The 20,525-nt window shown below is 52.8% G+C and carries 15 protein-coding genes and 1 pseudogene; 3 read left to right on the forward strand and 13 right to left on the reverse strand.

The window, feature by feature from the left end; genetic code table 11:
* Window positions 1–193 precede the first annotated feature (193 nt).
* Window positions 194–1,810 (forward strand): OFA family MFS transporter, encoded by a 1,617-nt coding sequence (locus HNEAP_RS06560; protein WP_012824176.1) that lies wholly within the window; start codon window positions 194–196, stop codon window positions 1,808–1,810.
* 85 nt (window positions 1,811–1,895) lie between these two features.
* On the opposite strand, the gene HNEAP_RS06565 is transcribed toward HNEAP_RS06560, so the two are convergent.
* The 13 genes and pseudogenes from HNEAP_RS06565 to thrS all read right to left on the reverse strand — a co-directional run bounded on the left by HNEAP_RS06565 (window position 1,896) and on the right by thrS (window position 18,443).
* Window positions 1,896–3,122: a VOC family protein gene (locus tag HNEAP_RS06565; RefSeq protein ID WP_012824177.1), complete on the reverse strand. Its 1,227-nt coding sequence runs from the start codon at window positions 3,120–3,122 to the stop codon at window positions 1,896–1,898.
* Window positions 3,123–3,143: 21 nt separating this feature from the next.
* Complete coding sequence (locus HNEAP_RS06570; protein WP_012824178.1) at window positions 3,144–6,446, reverse strand: transglutaminase family protein; 3,303 nt, start codon at window positions 6,444–6,446, stop codon at window positions 3,144–3,146.
* Window positions 6,443–7,246 (reverse strand): proteasome-type protease, encoded by an 804-nt coding sequence (locus HNEAP_RS06575; protein WP_012824179.1) that lies wholly within the window; start codon window positions 7,244–7,246, stop codon window positions 6,443–6,445. Before HNEAP_RS06575 ends, HNEAP_RS06570 begins: the two co-directional genes overlap by 4 nt.
* Before the next feature lie 28 nt (window positions 7,247–7,274).
* On the reverse strand, window positions 7,275–8,276 hold the full coding sequence (locus HNEAP_RS06580; RefSeq protein ID WP_012824180.1) for an alpha-E domain-containing protein: 1,002 nt from the start codon (window positions 8,274–8,276) through the stop codon (window positions 7,275–7,277).
* A gap of 5 nt (window positions 8,277–8,281) precedes the next feature.
* Window positions 8,282–9,724, reverse strand: a complete 1,443-nt coding sequence (locus tag HNEAP_RS06585; RefSeq protein WP_012824181.1) for a circularly permuted type 2 ATP-grasp protein — start codon at window positions 9,722–9,724, stop codon at window positions 8,282–8,284.
* 772 nt (window positions 9,725–10,496) lie between these two features.
* Window positions 10,497–10,758, reverse strand: a pseudogene (locus HNEAP_RS12865) (MerR family transcriptional regulator); the annotation flags it as partial.
* Window positions 10,736–11,038, reverse strand: coding sequence for an integration host factor subunit alpha (locus HNEAP_RS06595; RefSeq protein ID WP_012824183.1), 303 nt, complete (start codon window positions 11,036–11,038; stop codon window positions 10,736–10,738). The gene HNEAP_RS06595 and the pseudogene HNEAP_RS12865, both read right to left, overlap by 23 nt.
* A 13-nt stretch (window positions 11,039–11,051) precedes the next feature.
* Window positions 11,052–13,451, reverse strand: a complete 2,400-nt coding sequence (pheT, locus tag HNEAP_RS06600; RefSeq protein WP_012824184.1) for a phenylalanine--tRNA ligase subunit beta — start codon at window positions 13,449–13,451, stop codon at window positions 11,052–11,054.
* 41 nt (window positions 13,452–13,492) lie between these two features.
* Window positions 13,493–14,458, reverse strand: coding sequence for a phenylalanine--tRNA ligase subunit alpha (gene pheS / locus HNEAP_RS06605; RefSeq protein WP_243726327.1), 966 nt, complete (start codon window positions 14,456–14,458; stop codon window positions 13,493–13,495).
* Between the two features lie 279 nt (window positions 14,459–14,737).
* Entirely contained in the window at window positions 14,738–15,097 is a 360-nt protein-coding gene (rplT, locus tag HNEAP_RS06610; RefSeq protein ID WP_012824186.1) for a 50S ribosomal protein L20, read from the reverse strand.
* Between the two features lie 13 nt (window positions 15,098–15,110).
* A complete protein-coding gene (gene rpmI, locus HNEAP_RS06615; protein ID WP_012824187.1) occupies window positions 15,111–15,305 on the reverse strand; it encodes a 50S ribosomal protein L35 in 195 nt (64 codons plus the stop codon).
* A 313-nt stretch (window positions 15,306–15,618) separates the two neighbouring features.
* Complete coding sequence (gene infC, locus HNEAP_RS06620; RefSeq protein ID WP_012824188.1) at window positions 15,619–16,191, reverse strand: translation initiation factor IF-3; 573 nt, start codon at window positions 16,189–16,191, stop codon at window positions 15,619–15,621.
* 338 nt (window positions 16,192–16,529) lie between these two features.
* Window positions 16,530–18,443 (reverse strand): threonine--tRNA ligase, encoded by a 1,914-nt coding sequence (gene thrS / locus HNEAP_RS06625; protein WP_012824189.1) that lies wholly within the window; start codon window positions 18,441–18,443, stop codon window positions 16,530–16,532.
* A 350-nt stretch (window positions 18,444–18,793) separates the two neighbouring features.
* Between thrS and HNEAP_RS06630 the strand changes: the two genes are divergently transcribed.
* Both HNEAP_RS06630 and HNEAP_RS06635 read left to right on the forward strand, forming a co-directional pair.
* A complete protein-coding gene (locus HNEAP_RS06630; RefSeq protein ID WP_012824190.1) occupies window positions 18,794–19,516 on the forward strand; it encodes a DUF484 family protein in 723 nt (240 codons plus the stop codon).
* Window positions 19,516–20,505, forward strand: coding sequence for a tyrosine-type recombinase/integrase (locus HNEAP_RS06635; RefSeq protein ID WP_012824191.1), 990 nt, complete (start codon window positions 19,516–19,518; stop codon window positions 20,503–20,505). Before HNEAP_RS06630 ends, HNEAP_RS06635 begins: the two co-directional genes overlap by 1 nt.
* Window positions 20,506–20,525: the final 20 nt, after the last annotated feature.

A 20,525-nucleotide genomic window follows, 5' to 3' on the forward strand; every position in this document is an offset into this window, starting at 1 on the left:
AAAACCCGTTATTCCCGCGTGGGCGGGAATCCAGCGCCTTGATTTTTCTGGGTTCCCGCCTACGTGGGAACGACGAATCACGGGTATTTCGAGGTGCCCCTTGGAGATTTTTGCTCCCTTCCTTGACGTTCTTCTGGGTTTTCATAGAAAAATCGACAGGATTGAACCGGCCAACACCATCAGAGGATGATTGATGTCAGGATTATTGGATAAACAACGTACGATCGCCGGAGCGCAATTCAACCGCTGGCTGGTTCCACCAGCCGCCCTTGCCATTCATTTATGCATCGGCATGGCCTATGGATTCTCCGTTTTCTGGCTTCCGATGACGAAACTCGTGGGACAGAGCTCAACCGAATGCAGCAGTCATTCTTGGATGACAAACCTGTTTTCCAGTCAATGCGATTGGACCGTGCCGCAAGTCAGTATCACCTTTACCTTGTTTATCTTCATGCTGGGAGTTGCGGCCGCTTTCTGGGGCGGATGGATGGAACGCGTGGGCCCACGCAAATCGGGCTTTATTGCGGCTATTTGTTGGGGTGGCGGCATGGCTCTTGGCGGAGTCGGTGTCATGACACACCAACTCTGGCTGGTGTGGCTCGGTTGCGGCGTTCTCGGCGGAATTGGCCAGGGTCTGGGCTACATCACCCCAGTATCGACGCTCATTAAATGGTTCCCTGACCGTAGAGGCATGGCAACCGGTCTCGCCATCATGGGCTACGGTGGGGGCGCCATGATTGGGGCCCCTGTCGCGGTTGCCTTGATGAGTCATTTCGGTGGCGGCGTATCGGCTCAAGGCGTCGCGCTTACGCTCATCACCATGGGTGCGATTTACTTTGTGATCATGACCATCGGCGCTTTCGGTTTCCGAGTTGCTCCCGCCGGGTGGATGCCGACAGGTTTCAAGCCCACACCGACACAATCCAAAGCGATGATCACCGATGGCCATGTGCATCTTTCCAAGGCTTGGCGGACACCCCAGTTCTGGCTGATATGGGGCGTACTGTGCCTCAATGTGAGCGCCGGTATTGGCGTCATCGGGATGGCTTCGCCCATGCTGCAGGACATTTTCGGCCCCTTGCTGGTTGGTGTCACAAGTGACGCCACACTGACTGCGGCTCAAAAGGCCGGGATTGTGGCCGCCGCCGCCGGACTGGTGGGTCTGATCAGCCTGTTCAATAGCGTGGGCCGGTTGTTCTGGGCTTCGGTATCGGACTGGATTGGACGCAAGAACACTTATTTCACGTTTTTCATACTCGGTACGGCTCTGTATCTGTTGATGCCCACACTGGGACACATGGGCGCAGCGGGCCTTTTCGTGCTCGTGGTCTGTGTCATCCTGAGCATGTATGGCGGTGGATTTGCCACCGTGCCCGCTTATCTGGCGGACATTTTCGGCACTCAGATGGTCGGAGCCATTCATGGCCGCCTGCTGACGGCGTGGTCTGTCGCTGGCATTATTGGCCCGGTTTTGATATCCAATTTACGACAGGCCCAGCTTGATGCAGGCGTACCCAAGAATTTGGTGTACGACAACACGCTGTATATTTTGGCCGGTTTATTGATTTTGGGCTTTTTCCTGAACTTGATGATCAAGCCGGTTGATGCGAAACACTTCATGACACCCGATGAACTGGCTGCGGAACAAGCACTAACCGAAAAAGCCAGCCACAAAGCAGCCGATGCCGGTTCCGCTGCACGCGGCAGTTTTGGTATGACCGGTATATTGGCCTGGCTGGCCGTTGGCATTCCCTTCCTGATCGGTGTTTGGATCGCCATCGGCAAAGCTTCGGCACTCTTCATGCACTGATCGGCTGACAAGCCAAAGCAAAAGCCCGGCAAGTTGCACTATTCCGGGCTTTATTATTTTTTAAAGCAATAAACGCTCAGAGGCATCACTCCGTTGATTTGGCCTGAACGCCCTCTTCCAAACCGGCGGCGAACGTGAGATGGGCTACGTTGTCGCGTGCAAAAAACCCCTGAAAGCCGTCAAAACGTTGAACGTATTCAATGATTAATGAGGAAAAATCCGAAGCGGAGGAAAAAATCTGTTTGAGCCCCTCTTCTCGCGACCCAACCGTATCGAGCAGGAATCGTTTACCTTGGGAGGCAATGGCACCAACGACAAAGTCGATATTTTCCATGCCATTGGTCTGCCCATCGGTCACCGTCAACGCCATGTGATGCAGGCGTGGGCCGTAATTGCGCACAAAGGATTCCGTCGGGCTGGGAAGCTTATCGAGGTGATTCACGCAGTACGGCAGATTGTTTGCGGTAAACACCTTCGCCGGGGACATGGATTCAGGATCGCCACGAACATTTTTAGTAACGTTGGTCGATGAATTCTGATCCTTAATGTCGTAACTGCCCCAATAGTAATAGCTGGACAACGCAAGGTATTCGAGCAGCGCCGCCTCACGGTTTTGGCTGTACACGCGAGTGGCCAGATGATCAATCGGCATGAGCATGTCCTTCACACCGATGTGCTCCTGCATGATCTTGCCGCGCTCATAAGCCGCTTGCGCGTCTGCCATGATGGTGGAGACGCCATGTTTATACACGCGAATGCCCTCGGACGACCGTTCCATATAACCGACCACATTCTGGGTATACGGCGAGGGTTTGGAAACGCTGAAATTAAGCGGTAAATCCAACTCGGTCAGTTGCCCCATGGTCAGAAAACGGAACTCGCGCTCCTGCTGCATAGCCACCACGTCCAAGCGGTCAGTCACACGGAGGATTTCGCCAAGATAGCGGCTGTGCGGGCGCCGCGCACCGATTGGGTACTGATCGTTCAGGCTACGGAACAGATCGGTGTAATCCGGAACCTTGATTTCACGCAAGAGAATATCGGGTGAATTCATGTCAATTCGCAGGACATGGGTCATGTGCTTCGGCCCATCCAGCGTTACCAGATAATGGTAGGGCGTCATCAGTGCCAATTCGGCAATGTATTCCAGCGACTTTCCAGGTTCGACGGCAATCAACAAGGCTTCGATGCCGCCGATCATGTCAGTCAGCCCACACCGGTCACGCTCGGTGAGTACCCGAAACAGATACTCCTCGAAAAAGGCTGAATTCTGTTTGTCCCCGAAACGCTGATAACTATTGGAATCAAACATGATTGCCTCGAAATAAGGAAGTTAACTGGGCTGCCAACGCAAATCGAGCGTAAGCGGGAACCGTGGATTGATCTGTTCCTGCGGCACCGTGAACTGGCCCGGTGTGTGACCATGATCCCAAAAGCGTGAGCGACGTCGAGCTTCCGCCTCCAAGGCATTGATCGGGAAAGTATCGTAGCTTCGACCACCCGGATGGCTGACATGATAGGTACAACCGCCCAGGGCCCGGTTATTCCAGCCATCGACCAGATCGAACCTAAGCGGTGCCTGCACTCCGATGGTCGGATGCAGTGCCGAATACGGCGCCCAGGCCTTAAAACGAACGCCCGCGACGAACTCACCCGGCACGCCCGTTGGGTGCAGCGGCACTCGCCGCCCGTTGCAGGTCACGTAATGCCGATTGCCGATCAAGTTTTGCACCTTAATTTGCACGCGCTCAATGGATGAATCGACATATCTCGCCGTGCCACCGGCTGCCATTTCTTCACCCAGCACGTGCCAAGGCTCTATGGCTTGACGAATTTCAATGATCACGCCGTCGTAGGTCACGCTGCCATATCGAGGAAAGCGGAATTCGAGGAACGGCAAAAACCACGCATCGTCAAACGCATAGCCTGATTCGCGCAGGTCGGTACAGATATCGCGCATATCCTGCTCTATAAAATGCGGAAGCATGAAGCGATCATGCAGCGATGTTCCCCAATCGACGAGACGACTATGCAACGGTGTTTTCCAGAAACGCGCCACAAGTGCGCGTAACAGCAAAGATTGAACGAGGTTCATGCGCTGGTGTGGCGGCATTTCAAACGCTCGCAACTCAAGCAAACCCAAGCGACCAGTGGAAGAATCCGGGGAATACAGCTTGTCGATGCAGAATTCGGCACGGTGCGTATTGCCGGTTAAATCAACCAGCAGATGTCGCAACAGCCGATCAATCAGCCAAGGCTGATCGGACTCCGTACCGGACGGAAAGGCCAGATCAAGATGCTGGAAGGCAATTTCCAGTTCACCTAAGGTGTCGTCGCGAGCTTCATCGACACGCGGTGCCTGACTCGTCGGGCCAATGAACTGACCCGAGAACAAATAGGACAGCGCCGGATGCTGTTGCCAATAGGTCAGCAGGCTCTTGAGCAAGTCCGGGCGGCGCAGAAACGGACTATCGGCCGGAGTTGCACCGCCCAATGTGACATGATTGCCACCACCTGTTCCCGTATGCCGGCCATCCAGCATGAACTTCTCTGCGCCCAGACGGGCGAGGCGCGCCGATTCGTAAAGCAGGTGCATGTTCTGCTCGAGCGTCGACCAGTCACTGGCCGGGTGAATATTGACCTCGATGACGCCGGGATCTGGGGTAACAGAGAGCGACTGCAAGCGTGGATCCCGTGGCGGCGTGTAGCCCTCGATCCGTATCGGCTGTTTCAGCGTTTTCGCACAGAATTCAATGGCAGACACCAGTTCCAGCCATGCCTCCAACGTAGTGATCGGCGGCATGAAAACGTACAGCACACCATTCCGAACTTCCAGTGCCAATGCAGTGTGAATGACTTCTTCCGGGTTGATTTGCGCGGGTGGCGGTTCGGCTGGATTGAGTTTGAGCGAAGCAGGCGTGCGCGGATAATCACCCAAAACCTGACGCGATGCGAACGGATCAACCGGAAAATTGACCGGTTGCGCTTTGGGATGAACCCAAGGCAGGCTGTCGAGCGGTAATCTCAGGCCCAGCGGTGAATCACCGCCCAACAGGAAGAGACGTTCGGTGCGCAATGGCCAAAGGCTTGAGGCCCACTGGGTTTTGCTGGAATCCAGCGCTTTGAGCGGCAGAACATAACCGACGATATCACCCAATCCTGATTGCAACTTGCGCGAAACCTGCCCTCGCTTGCCCGTATCCTTGAGATCAATTTTCATGGGATCGAGATTCACCGGCAATGCGGTTTCCATGGACAGCGCCAGCAATGGATCTTCATAAGCCGGAATCACGTAATCGGTCGAAAGCTGCAAACGCGACGCCAACAGATGGGCGAAGTGATATGCCCGAGCCTTGGGAATTGGTTGGGCATCCGGTTTCGGATTTTCTGCCATCAACTCAGGATCGTGCCAGACGGGCACGCCATCGGTACGCCAGAAAACACTGAGCGCCCAGCGTGGCAACGGCTCACCGGGATACCATTTTCCCTGACCGTAATAACGCACCCCGCCCTGTGCAAACTGCCGGCTCAAACGCGCCATCAAATCCTGAGCAAGCACCCATTTCTGATCACCCAGTGCATCGGTATTCCATTCCGGCGCATCCATGTTATCAATGGATACGAACGTCGGTTCGCCCCCTTGGGTCAGACGGACATCGTTGGCTTGCAGTTCGGAATCAACCCAGTAGCCCAGGCTCTGAATCGCCTGCCATTGGGTTTCGGTATACGGTTTGGTGACACGCGGATCTTCATGAATCCGAGTGACACTCATCTCAACGATCAGCTCGGATTCACAAACGCTCGTCATGCCTGTAATGGGCGCCGCCGAGGTAGGTTGTGCTGTGGCCGCTAGCGGGATGTGCCCCTCGCCAGCCAACAGGCCGGATGTAGCATCCAGACCGATCCAACCGCCCCCCGGGATAAATGCCTCGCACCAGGCGTGCAGATCCGTAAAATCAGCCGTCGGCCCACTCGGGCCATCAAGCGAAGGCTGATCTGCCACCAGCTGGATCAGATAACCGGAGACAAAACGCGCCGCAATACCGAGGTGGCGAAGCGCCTGCACCAGAAGCCAGGCGCTATCACGACAGGATCCGGAACCGTTGGAGAGCGTCTCTTCCGGCGTTTGCACCCCCGGTTCCATCCGAATGAGATAGGAGACGCTACTCTGAACTTTTTGATTGATCCGAACCAGAAAATCATTGATCGTCAAATCTTTCGGCATGGCCTGCGTAAATTCTGCCAACCATTTCCTGAAGTGCTTATCGAGTGGCGCCGCCTCAAGAAAGGGTGCCAATTCAGCCTTCATCACATCGGGATAGGCAAACGGATAATGTTCAGCCCATGGCTCTACAAAGAAATCAAACGGATTGATGACGGTCATATCGACGATCAAATCGACCGTCACATCCAATGCGACTGTTGGCTCGGTGAATGTCAGACGGGCGACGAAGTTTCCATAAACGTCTTGCTGCCAGTTAACGAAGTGCTTTCCGGGCAATACCTGCAGGGAGTAACCCAAAATCGGGGTGCGGCAATGGGCGGCCGGACGCAGTCGGATCTCATGCGGTGAAAGTACGACTGACCGGTCGAACAGGTACCGGCTTTTGTGATGCAGCGCAACGCGAGTGGTCATATGGGCGGTATCCCTTGATTTTGTAATTGACCGTCTGACGGAGTTTGAGCCGGCTCTGCGTCCGGTGTCTGACATGCCCACTCCGGATTGGGCAACTGGGTGAATACGCTATTTAGCCCTTCACTCCACTTTGAACTGATTGACGTGAAATAAGGGTCGCCTTCCTGCATCTGCTTGATGTTGTCCAGCGACAGGCTATCGGTCATATAACAAGCCATGTCGATTGGCATGCCTACGGAGACGTTACTGCGCATGGTTGAATCAAAAGAGACCAACAGGCATTTGATTGCCCTGTTGAGGGTGGTTTCTGAGTTGATGATCCGGTCAATGATCGGTTTGCCGTACTTGATCTCTCCAATCTGAAAGAACGGCGTGTTTTCGGTCGCTTCAATAAAGTTGCCTTCGGAGTACACCAGAAACAAACGCGGCGGCTCGCCAGCAATTTGCCCGCCGACAATGAAATTGGCACTGACATCAATGTTGCCCGCCATCAGGAACGGACGGTCTGTGTTTTGCACATGCCGTAAACAGCCGCCCAGCAAAGAGGCCACGTCGAACATGGATGTAGCGTTCCAGATATTCTGTTGCTCTGGACTGCGGCCCTGTGTTTCCAACTGGTTGATGGCATTTTGTGTGATGGACAAATTGCCTGAGCTCAATATCACAATGACGCGGTCACCCCGATTCACGAAGGTACGCATTTTCTTGAAGCTGGAAATCTGATCGATGCCCGCATTCGTACGTGAATCGGAGGCGAAGACAAGCCCTGCATTGAGTTTGAGTGCAACACAATAAGTCATGATCGAAAACCCAAGGAAAAAAGGATCATTATTGTAGTTGCAATTGAAAACGATCGGGGCGGATTCCGTCCGGCTGCTTATCATCTCTGAGCGAAAGAAAGGCATCGTGGATTTCACTGCTCAACTCATGCGTTCTGGCGAGAAACTCGGTGAGAAACTCATGCAGTCCATGCGCGAAAATATCTTCGATACGGCCATAGTGCAGTGACGCGTGCAACTCGCCCGCCAGACGTCTTGCTTCGGTACCGGTCGGGCCATTGATCAAACCTAATGTGGCATCGACCTCGTTAAGGCACGCATGCAAGGACCGGGGCATATCGCCTCGCAAAATCAGTAATTCCGCCACACGAAGCGGCTTAATGCTGTCGCGATAGATTTTTCGATAGGCTTCCTGCGCGCTTACCGAACTGAGCAGGGAACCCCATTGGTAATAATCGGCGGCACCACCGACATCCTGCACACTGGGCAGCAGAATGTGATATTTCACATCGAGTATGCGCGCCGTGTTGTCTGCCCGCTCAAGAAACGTGCCCAACCGAATGAAATTAAGGGCATCATCTTTGAGCATCGTGCCCAGTGTTACCCCACGAAACAGGTGTGAACGTTCCTTTACCCAGTCAAAAAATCCCTCCGGATTCGTTTTATCCAGAGAAGGCAGCATGCGCTTTAAATCAAGCCACATGCTGTTGATGATTTCCCACATTTCGGAGGTAATCGCACCCCGAACAGCACGCGCATTTTCACGCGCTTCCATGAGGCTTGAGTAGATACTTGAAGGGTTTTCAGGATCCAGCGTCATATAGTTGGTAACACTAGTCTGAATAGCGAGCCCGTGCTTTTCCTCATAACCTTCAGCCGATCCGCAAATATTCAGCGGTGCGAACCACAGACGGGCGTCAGCCCCCTCCTCATCATCCGGTAGCAACGATGTACGCGACGCCACATCCAGTACCCGCGCCGTATTTTCTGCCCGTTCGATATATCGAGCCATCCAGAACAGATGATCAGCTGTGCGTGAAAGCATAGTCATGGTTTTCAGTCCTCCAGTACCCAGGTATCTTTTGTGCCGCCACCCTGTGACGAATTGACGACCAGGGAGCCCTCTGTGAGTGCCACTCGCGTCAACCCACCTGGTGCAAGGCGGATTTCCTTGCCAGACAACACAAATGGCCGCAAATCCACATGCCGTGGAGCTATGCCGCTTTCAACCATGGTCGGGCAGGTGGAAAGCGCGAGCGTTGGTTGCGCAATGAATCCCGCCGGGTTCTCAAGAATTCGTGCGCGGTAGGCTTCAATTTCCTTGGACGAACTTGTGGGCCCGACCAACATGCCGTAGCCGCCGGAACCCTGCACTTCCTTGACGACCAGCTCCGGTAAATGTTCGAGTACGTATTTAAGGTCATCCGAACGATCGAGACGCCAGGTAGGCACATTAGAAAGCAACGGCTTTTCGCCCAGATAAAACTCGATCATTTCAGGGACGAAAAGATAGGTTGATTTATCGTCCGCAATACCTGTACCCACACCGTTGGTCAGTGATACGCCCCCGTGTCGATACGCATCGAACAACCCGGGCACGCCCAGAACTGAATCGGCACGAAACGCCAACGGGTCCAGAAAATCATCGTCAACACGGCGATAGATCACATGTACCTGCTGTGCACCTTGGGTGGTGCGCATATAGACCTTGTTGTTGCTGACAAAAAGATCCTTGCCTTCAACCAGTTCAACACCCATCTGGCTTGCCAAAAACGCATGTTCAAAATAAGCGCTGTTGTAAGGGCCCGGTGTCAATACGACGATTACTGGGTTTTCAATGTGCGCAGGTCCAGACTCGCGAAGTGTTTCCAGCAAAATCTGCGGATAGTGCGCAACCGGCTGAATGGTGCGTTGTGTAAACATATTCGGGAATAACCGCATCATGGTATTGCGGTTTTCAAGCATGTAGGAAACACCTGATGGGGTGCGCAAGTTGTCTTCCAATACGTAAAAATCGTTTTCAGCCACTCGGACCAAATCAATGCCTGCAATCTGGGCATAAACTTGGTTCGGCAGGTCGACTCCCTGCATTGCAGCGCAATACATGCTGTTACCCAGCACTTGAGACGCCGGAATGACACCCGCCTTGATGATCTCCTGATCGTGATAGATGTCGTGCAAGAACATATTCAGCGCGCGTACGCGTTGCTTTAATCCGAGCTCTAAACGGCGCCACTCATTTGCGCCGAACACGCGCGGCACCACATCGAATGGAATCAGCCGTTCTTCGGAAGAATTCGCCCCATAGACAGCGAACGTGATTCCCATACGGCGGAACAACAGCTCCGCGTCACGCTGTTTGTGAACAAGCACATCATTGGGCAATGAAGCTAACTGCCGAACAACTTCAGAATATTGCGGACGGGCCATCTGACCATCGAAGCCGTACATCTCGTCAAAACCGCTATACAGATAACTCGGGTCTTTCATGGTATCCATTATTGCTCTCGGTGAAATTATCACTGACGGGATTTGCTTGTTAACGATATTAACAGCAAGAGATGGGCCAATAAAAACTTAAAAATTACCAGTTGATTCAAATAACTTTGAACCTTGAACAAAAAAAATGTGAATAGGCACAATGCACCATTTAAGAACTCAAAATAATATGTGCCGCACCAATATGTGGCGCAGTGATTTTTAATTTTATAACCAGAACAATTTAAAAATTATTAAAAAGGCTAAATCACAGCAAATTATTATGAAGGGGCACCTCGAAATACCCGTGAATCGTCGTTCCCGCGAAAGCGGGAACTCAGAAAAATGAAGGCGCTGAATTCCCGCCTACGCGGATATGACAGGTTTTTCGAGATTCCCGAAGGTGAAATCTATTTTTGCGCGCACCTATGGCGTCCAAAAAAACGCGGCGTAGCAAATGGGTGCACCAAAATGTGTCCATGAATCGTGTGTCAAACGAAAGTTGCAACGATCAACAAAGATACGATTTGCTCTTAAAGAAGAGGTTCGATATTCCGTGAAATCTGCTCCAGAGCCTGGCGAATCTGGGTGAGCGGTGGAACACCTGAGTCAATACTCAGAGGAGAAAGTTGGGTCATATCATCGCCATGTTGCGCATTCACAGGCGAAGTTTGAGCACGCTCCGTCAAGTCGACAGGGCCATCCGATGGCGACGCAACAGGTGCAATGTCAGACAGCAAATCATGCTCATAATTTAGGGCTGTAAGGTCAGAAGACTGTTTGAGCACATTTACGAGCTGCTGGCGTGCGCCGGCAATAGTGAACCCCTGTTCATACAAAAGGCTACGAATCAGACGAATGATCTCGATATCATGCCGTTGATAATAACGTCGGTTACCACGACGTTTGGTCGGCTTGAGCTGAGTAAATTCCTGCTCCCAATACCGCAGCACGTGTGACTTCACATCACACAACCCGCCTACTTCACCAATCGTGAAGTAACGCTTGTTGGGAATCGGCGGCAGGGTCGATTCAGGATGCGACAGTGCCGTCATAGGCCTCGACCATGGCCTTGAGTTTTTGGCCGGCTCGGAACGTCACAACGCGACGTGCAGAAACCGGAATCATCTCGCCCGTGCGTGGATTACGACCGGGTCGTTCGTTTTTATCTCGCAACTGGAAATTACCGAAACCGGAAAGCTTTATTTCCTCGCCCGATTCGAGCGTGGCGCGGAGCTCTTCAAAGAAAATATCAACAAAATCCTTGGCTTCGCGTTTGTTCAAGCCAAGTTCGGCGTGGAGTTTTTCGACCAGATCTGCTTTGGTTAAGGCCATGAAATGCTGTCCTTTAGGTGCGCAATTGAATGTTTTTCTGCGCAAGCTTTGCGCGTATGTCGCTGATTATACCGACAATTTCATCATCCGTCAGCGTGCGTTCGGATTCCTGGAAAATTAATTTGACCGCAACGCTCTCAAACCCAGGTTCAATACCGGTGCCGACGTAGCGATCAAAGATCCCAACCTCACGCAAACTCGCCGGGCTGTCCTTCTTAATGAGGGATAACAATTCGGAAATCGGCAAAGTGGCTGGCTTGAGTAAAGCCAGATCCCGTCGAACTTGCGGGAAACGCGAGCGCGGCTTATTCATCGGCAAATGCCGGTTTTGCAGGGCATGAAGATCAAGTTCCAGGACAAAAACCGATCCATTCACGTCCATTTTTTCTGCTATGTCAGGATGAATGGCACCCAACCAACCACAAGGGCGGTCGTGAATCAGGATTTCTGCAGTTTGACCAGGATGCAATGCCGGGTGGGCCGCGGCTTGGAATCTGACGTTGGCTGGATGCTCGGAAGTGGCGTCAATGCTGAATCCAAGATGCAGTAAAAGCGCCTCACAATCACCCTTGAGGTCGAAGAAATCTACTTGAGCGCTTTTTTCAGCCCATTGCTCCGGCCAACGACCACCAACCATCACAGCTGCGAGTTGATCAATTTCCTGGACATTATCAAGAGAGCCCTTAAAGCTTCTGCCCAACTCGAACAAACGGACACGCGACTGCTGACGATTCTGGTTGAAGGCCACGGCCTGCAACAAGCCCGGCCACAGGCTTTGACGCATGACGGCCATCTCGCTGGAAATCGGGTTCGCGAGTGTAATACTTGGTTCAGAAGAGAACAGTTCTGCAACGACCGGATCGATGAAGCTATACGAAATCGCTTCAAAATAACCTCGGCTCGCCATAAAGTCGGCCACTTTTGCGAAGCTGTTTTCGGTTTCCGGCCGGACACCAATTGTCAAAGGCGAACGTCCCATGGGCGCACGAAACGCATCAAAACCAAGCAGTCGCGCCAATTCCTCAAGCAAATCCTCAGCAATCACCATGTCGAAACGATGACTTGGCGGGGTTACTGTCAATATTGTTTCAGATTGAAATTCAACGATGCAGCCCAAACGCACGAGGAATGTTCTGGCTTGCTCTGGCGGAATAGCCAAGCCCAAGCGTCGCTCAGCCCAATCCATATCCAGCACAATGACCGCAGGCAATCGAGGCGCTTGTGCGCCCTGAGCGGCGCTCGCCGGTCCTGCCTGACCACCACAGATTTGCTGAATCAAAGCGGCCGCACGCGACAAGGCACGTTCGGGCAACAAAGGATCGACACCCCGCTCGAAACGAAATGCCGCATCGGTAGTCAAACCCAGACGACGCGCTCGACCCGCAATCACTTCGGGTGTGAAATGGGCCGATTCAAGAACGATGCTCACTGTTTCAGAGGATACGGCCGAGCCCAAACCACCGATAATACCGGCAAGTGCGACGGGCCCAGCAGCATCGGCGATCACAAGACAATCGGCATCCAATTCAAGCTTTTGCTGATTGAGCGCATCCATGGTTTCACCCGGACGCGCATGACGTACCGTCAAGCCGCCATGCAGCTTTTGTTGATCGAAGGCATGTAAAGGCTGCCCCAACTCAAGCATGACATAGTTGCAAATGTCCACAATCGGCTCGATCACCTTGATCCCGGCACGACGCAGGCGTTCGGACATCCACATTGGTGTTCGGCGCTCCACAGACACACCTGAAATAACCTGGGTCAAATAAACCGGGCAATCATCGGGTGCGTCGATTTGAGCGGGCTGAATGGCATCCGAGGTAACCTGAACGGCTGAGGATTGATCACACAGTGTGAGATCCATATCGAACAATGCCGAACAATCACGGGCAATACCCAAAATCGACAGCGCATCACCCCGGTTGGGGGTTATCCCTAACTCGATCACGGAGTCATCCAGATTCAGCCAGTCGCGAATCGATTGTCCCAATGGTGCATCCGAGGGCAATTCCCACAATCCGTCGACGACACTGGGTATGCCCAGCTCGCTCGCCCCGCACAACATGCCCTCGGAAGGAATACCGCGTAGCTTGGCCGATTTGATAACCAAACCACCGGGCAACCGTGCGCCTAATGTCGCCAACGGCACACGCATACCCACACGAACATTGGAAGCGCCACAAACGATCTGGTACTCGTTGTTGCCATCGGTGACACGGGTAATTTTGAGCTTGTCCGCATCCGGATGCGGCTCAACGGAGCGCACATCGGCAACCACAACGCCGCTAAACGATTCCGCTGCCGGCTCAATGGCATCGACTTCGAGCCCTGCCATCGTCAGACGGTGAGCCAGGGTGGTCGTATCAACCGGCGGATTAATCCATTCGCGCAACCAAGATTCAGAAAATCGCATAAGAAGCTCGTGTATTTAAGCTGAAAGAAAGACCGGGCATATCACACGAATTGTTCGAGGAAGCGCAGGTCATTATCAAAGAAGGCGCGCAGGTCATCGACACCGTAACGCAGCATCGCCAGACGCTCCACGCCCATGCCAATCGCAAAGCCACTGACTTTGGCCGGATCATGACCTACGGCACGCAAGACATTGGGATGAACCATACCGCTGCCAAGCACTTCGATCCAACCGGTTTTCTTGCAAACTCGGCAACCCTTGCCGCGGCAATGCACGCACTGAATATCGACTTCGGCGGACGGCTCCGTAAACGGGAAAAATGACGGGCGCAGTCGGATCGGCAAGTCATCCTGCTCGAACAATGCCCCCAGGAACTGCTCCAGTGTGGCACGCAAATCCGTGAACTTGACGTCTTCATCCAGATGCAGCACTTCAATCTGGTGGAACATGGGCGAATGCGTCATGTCCGAATCGCAACGGTATACCCGTCCCGGCGCCAAAATTTTAAGTGGCGGGGTATGCGATTGCATCGTACGAATCTGAACGGGCGACGTATGGGTACGCAGCAGACGTTCGGCATCGAAGTAGAAGGTATCGTGCATGGCGCGTGCCGGGTGCGTCAGCGGGATATTCAGTGCCGTAAAATTGTGCCAGTCATCTTCGATCTCCGGCCCTTGAGCCACAGAGTAGCCCATTGACCCGAAAATGGCCTCGACGCGCCGAATCATTTTTGTCACCGGATGGATGCCTCCCGGCGACAGCCCCCTGCCGGGCAAAGTCACATCAATCCGCTCTGCTTCCAGTTTCTGGGAGAGGGCGGCTTGCTCGAGATCAGTCCGCCGTGCATTCAGGGCCGAAATGATCGCCTCCTTAAGCACATTGATTTCTGCACCTCGTGCACGACGAGCTTCAGGATCCAGCGTTCCCAGTTCCTTCATGAACTGGGTAACTACGCCCTTTTTCCCTGTGTAGGCAACGCGTACTTCTTCGAGTGCGACGACATCCATCGCCTGCTCGATCGAACGCAACGCTTGTGCCTGAATGTCAGCCCATTGATTACTCACGCATCTGCTCCCAATGACACCCTGATAACTGAACTGAATTTCACAGTCTGTTGGAATAATCGATAAAGTCACACCGTCTTGACGGATCATAACCGTAAACGATTGACATTATGGATTAATCCGCTGGCATTATTTGTGAAAACCACCAACGAAAAGGCGCTCTTGCGAGCGCCCAATTGTATTCGATTACATCATTTGATTGACGCAAATCAAACAAACGGATTATTTGCCAAGCGCAGCCTTTGCTTGTGCGGCGATGGCCGCAAATGCAGGCTTGTCGAAAACGGCGAGGTCGGCAAGAACCTTACGGTCGATTTCGATATTGGCTTTATGAATGCCTTCCATCAAACGGCTGTAAGACAGTTCATTGTTACGCGCCTCAGCATTGATACGGGTGATCCACAATGCACGGAACGTACGTTTCTTGGCACGGCGGTCACGGTAGGCGTATTGGCCAGCTTTGACAACTGCTTGGTGGGCAACTCGGAACGTACGTGAACGGGCACCGTAGTAACCTTTCGCTTTATCGAGGACTTTCTTGTGTTTTGCGCGGGCGTTAACGCCACGTTTTACTCTAGCCATGGTTCAGTGCTCCTTACGCGTACGGCAACATGATGTGAATTGATGGAACATCGCGCTCGTGAACGAACGCAGGCGAACCCAATTGACGCTTACGCTTGGATGACTTCTTGGTCAGAATATGTCGCATGTGCGACTGCTTACGCTTGACGCCGCCAGCGGTAATTTTGAACCGTTTGGCTGCACCGCGATTGGATTTAATCTTCGGCATATCGACTCCAGTTTCACTGTTTAAGTTTATGACACCCAATACGTCGGAGTTAAATAACGCATCGAGGCTAATGTCCCCAAAACCTCAAGACGGTCAAAAACCATCTCGAGTCAATGTGCACGCAATGTGCGCACGGGGGAATTCTTTATCTTGGCCGCCGCAGGCTCCATTCATTATAAACAGAGCCTACGAACAACCACGATCAAAGTGGCGCGAGATAATACAAAAAAACCAGGGGACAATCAAGAATAATTGATCATTCCATTTGGCCCTACCTGCATCAAGGCGGGCCTACGGAGCAAGTAACTGCGTATTAACTTGTTTTCTTTGGGGACAAGACCATTGTTACCTGGCGACCTTCCATCTTGGGTCGCTGCTCTACGGTTGCCAACTCGATCAGATCCTGTTCGATTCGATCAAGCAGGACGCCTGCCACTTCCTTATGTGCCATTTCGCGTCCACGAAAACGCAGCGTAATCTTGACCTTATCGCCCTCTTCCAGAAAACGCAGGATGCTGCGCATCTTGACTTGATAATCATGGTCTTCCGTTCCGGGACGGAACTTGATTTCCTTGACTTCGATCTGCTTCTGCTTCTTGCGCGCCTCAGCCAGTTTCTTGCTTTGCTGAAACTTGAACTTGCCGTAATCCATGATCTTGCAGACTGGCGGGTTCGCATTGGCAGCCACTTCGACGAGATCAAGTTCTACTTCGGCAGCACGATCGAGTGCATCGCGGGTCCGGACGATACCGGCCTGTTCACCATTCTCATCGACTAATCGAACTTCACGTGCGGTGATTTCGTTATTGATACGCGGCTCGTCTGGATCACGGTTGGCCGGCGGGGTTTGTCCACGGAGTTGAGCTATCTTCTTATCCTCTTGCATTTAAAACAGATGGGGGCGAAATATAACGCCCCGCATCACTTAAGGTAGCTCCGAATAATTCCATCCTAGAATCTTCAGAGGGGGAAAATCAAAAGAACGATCTTTGATTTTCCTCGTGAACAATCACTTGAATGATCGTTCATGGCGGCACATCCCTGTGCCGCACAGAACTTCCGATTAAATCGAAGGTTCACTAACCAGGGTACGTGCCTTGGTTTTCAGGTCGAACATGTTAATACGCATTGCAGCGTAATGAAACCTTCACCATGTTGCGACAGCAAAAATAGCAACAAAATGATCGAAATCGATCCTTGTCGCAATTCTGATTCTCGGGATCATCACACTACGCCGGGTGCGCGAGATTCTGATTGCAATTTCTCAAGCAAATCAGTCACAGCCATGACACCGAGGTCAGTGCCCTCCCTCGTACGAACAGCAATGGATTCGGTCTCCATTTCCCGATCACCTGCCACGAGAAGATAAGGCACGCGTTCCAAGGTATGCTCGCGAATCTTGAAACCGACCTTTTCATTGCGCAGGTCTTCAACGACGCGTATCCCAGATGCCTTGAGTTTGGCCGTGAGCTGTTGCACATAACCCGCATGCTTATCGGTAATCCCCATCACAACAACCTGAATCGGCGCAAGCCAGAACGGCAGCATCCCGGCATGGTGCTCAATAAGAATCCCGATAAAGCGCTCCATCGAGCCAACAATAGCGCGGTGCAACATGACAGGGTGGCGACGCTCGCTGTGCTCATCCACATAGGTCGCACCAAGGCGCTCGGGCATCATGAAATCAACCTGAATCGTGCCCAACTGCCAAGTCCGCCCAATCGCGTCTTTTAAGTGATATTCGATCTTGGGACCGTAGAAAGCCCCTTCGCCCGGCAATTCCGTCCACGCCACACCGGCTGCACGCAAGGCACCGCGCAGGGCAGCCTCGGCTTCATCCCACACGACATCAGAGCCCAGACGCTTGTCCGGACGCAGGGCGATTTTTACTTGAATGTCGGTAAAACCGAAGGTCGCATACACAGACAACGCCTGTTCATGGAAGGCCTTGACCTCGGACTCGATTTGACTCTCCATACAGAAGATGTGGCCATCATCCTGCGTAAACCCGCGTACGCGCAAAATGCCGTGCAGCGCGCCCGAAGGTTCGTTGCGATGACACGAACCAAACTCGCCGTAACGGATCGGCAAGTCCCGATAACTGTGCAAACCATGATTGAACACCTGCACATGACCCGGGCAGTTCATCGGCTTGACGGCAAACGTGCGCTTCTCCGATTCGGTGAAGAACATGTTTTCCTGATAGTTGTCCCAATGGCCCGATTTTTTCCACAACGACACGTCCAAAATTTGCGGACAGCGAATTTCGTCATAGCCAGATGATCGATAAATGCCGCGCATATGCTGCTCGATCACTTGCCACAAGGCCCAACCCTTGGGATGCCAGAACACCAGCCCCGGTGCTTCTTCCTGAAAGTGAAACAGGTTCTGCTGCTTGCCGATGCGACGGTGATCGCGCTTTTCGGCCTCGGCCAGTTGATTCAGGTAGACCTTCAGCTCCTTGTCGCTGGCAAACGCCGTGCCGTAGATTCGCGTGAGCATGGGGTTTTTGGCATCACCACGCCAATACGCGCCGGCCACCTTCATCAGCTTGAATACTTTGAGCCGGTTCGTATTCGGCACATGGGGGCCACGACAGAAGTCGGTGAAGTCGCCTTGTGTATATAAAGTCAGCTCTTCCGCTTCTGGAATACTCTGAATAATCTCGACCTTGAACTCTTCACCCAATTGATCGAAGAATTGCACGGCTTCAGATCGATCAACGACACGACGAGTTAAGTCATCACCTTTCGCAGCAAGCTCATGCATTCGCGCTTCGATCGCCGCCAGATCTTCATCATTGAAGGGGCGCTCGAAATAAAAATCGTAGTAGAACCCGTTGTCGATCACCGGACCAATGGTGACTTGTGCGCTCGGATAAAGCTGCTTGACCGCTTGCGCCATCAAGTGCGCCGTTGAATGGCGGATAACCTCCAGCCCTTCCGGATCCTTGGCGGTCACAATGGCAATTCGTGCATCGTGATCGACCACGCGGGACAAATCGACGAGCTTGTCGTCAATCTTGCCGGCGATGGCTGCTTTCGCTAATCCCGGGCCGATATCAGCCGCGATTTCACCAAGGGTAACGGGGTTCTCAAATGTACGTTGTGACGCATCGGGCAGGGTAATCGTCAACATGACGCTCTCCTTTGGCAGTGGCGGCTCCTACAACAAACCGCATGTTTCAGGGGCGATACGGGGTGGGGTGTCGGTAAACCGACAACGTGATCCGAATCAGGGAAATCGCAGATCAACCAGATTTCGGCGCTCGACCACAAAACGAGCCATCCTAAACCTTCGATCTACAACAGCCGATCATCATAAAACAACCTAATAACACGTCAAAGATAATCTAAGCTGAACATATGGAAAGAGCCTACTTGGGTTGCTGAACATGCGGGTCTGGATTGATTGCGGCAAACGGGCATTCGGGTTAAGGTTCTCAGAAGAGATCTTATCCGCACAAACAACGATTAAATAAAACCATCATGACGAACGAAGCCACCGCCATCTCACTGATCGACAACAACAATCAATCGCCAGATAATACGGCGGTAACGCTGTTTTTGCAGCAGAATCACGGGTTTCTTGCCGAGCACTGTCAGACGAATTTACGATCCGTACTTGAAGATTTGCTTGCTTCAACACCCACGTTACTGACAGAAATCAAACTGCCTTCACCGCCTGATGGTGTTGCCTCGTTGCCACATATTCAATTGCGCATTTTGAGAGAACGGCTTGAACGCCTGACTCATCAGATCAATCAGCTACGTTTCACCGCTGAAGACAATGCGCGTCTCGATCAGGTTTTGCATGATTTCGCATCCGATCTTCTACGCACGCCTCAGCGCACCCCAGAGCAGTTGCGAACACTGCTCCACCAACACTTTACTGTTGATGCCGTCGAATTATTACGTATGACGGACATCTCGGCACAGGGCCAACAGATACTCCGCGGATGGCTGGACAGCCGCACTCCCTTATGTGGCCGTCTCAACGAAGCGCAACGTGAATTGATATTCGACACCCACTTCCCGGATACCGGCTCTGCGGCCTTGATTGCAGTAGGAAATAATCTGGCAGAACCCGACTGGATATTGGCACTCGGTCGTCATGCTCCGGATGGATTCAACCCCACGCAAGGCACTCTGTTTTTGCGTCAAATCGGTGATTTGGCAGCGGCCTTCCTATGCCCCCAAACCAACGATTGATGGAGGAACCCTCCCCCCTCTCATCCCAAACAGCCCTCCATGCCGCTTTCGAGTGCGCAAGGGCTTGGCTTACCGAAAGCGCTACGCTTGCCCCCAAAACTCAAGCGGCCTATCTCGGTGATTGGCAGCAACTGCAATCGCATCTACACGATCAGGATGTTATCAAGCCAGACCAGATAGATGATCGTCGCCTGCGTGGTTATCTCGCCCATTGCAGGGAATCGGGCCTGGACAACCGCAGCATCGCGCGCAAATCCTCGGCGACGCGCTGGTTGCTTAGATATTGGCAAAAAATCCACATTGCCTGCCCTGCCAGTCCAGACGCGCTCAAATCCCCCAAGGCGGCAAAGAAATTACCGGATGCGCCCGCCATCGAAACGATGAATCAGCTTCTTGATCAACCCATGGTTGAAGATGAGTTGCTCATTCGCGATCGCTGCATGTTTGAACTGATCTACAGCAGCGGGCTTCGTGTGGCCGAACTGGTACGGCTCGACGTACATGATATTGATCGGTCAGAAGGAATTGCCCGTGTTACCGGCAAGCGCGAAAAAACCCGGCTGGTTCCGGTGGGCGGCAAAGCACTTGACCGTGTGGCGCTATGGCTCCCCATCAGAAAAACCCTGTTGAAAGACACGACTGAACCCGCTTTGTTTCTCAATCGTCGCGGCCAACGCCTGACGATCCGCTCCGTCCAGATGCGACTTAATCGCCTGGCCCAACAAACCCACCTGGGTCAGACTCTGCATCCACACCAGTTGCGACACGCCTTCGCAACGCATGTACTGGAATCATCGGGTGATTTGCGGGCCGTACAGGAAATGCTCGGGCACGAAAGCTTATCCACAACACAAATCTACACCCATCTGGATTTTCAACGACTTGCCCAAGTGTATGAATCAGCGCACCCTCGAGCCCATATTAAAAAGCAAGTTAAAAGCACGATCGTGTCGGAACAAAATGAACGGAAAATAGAAATTCCCGATTGATATTTGCCGTTCATGACCCA

Origin of the sequence: Halothiobacillus neapolitanus c2 (genome assembly GCF_000024765.1) — a bacterium.
Lineage (GTDB): Bacteria > Pseudomonadota > Gammaproteobacteria > Halothiobacillales > Halothiobacillaceae > Halothiobacillus > Halothiobacillus neapolitanus.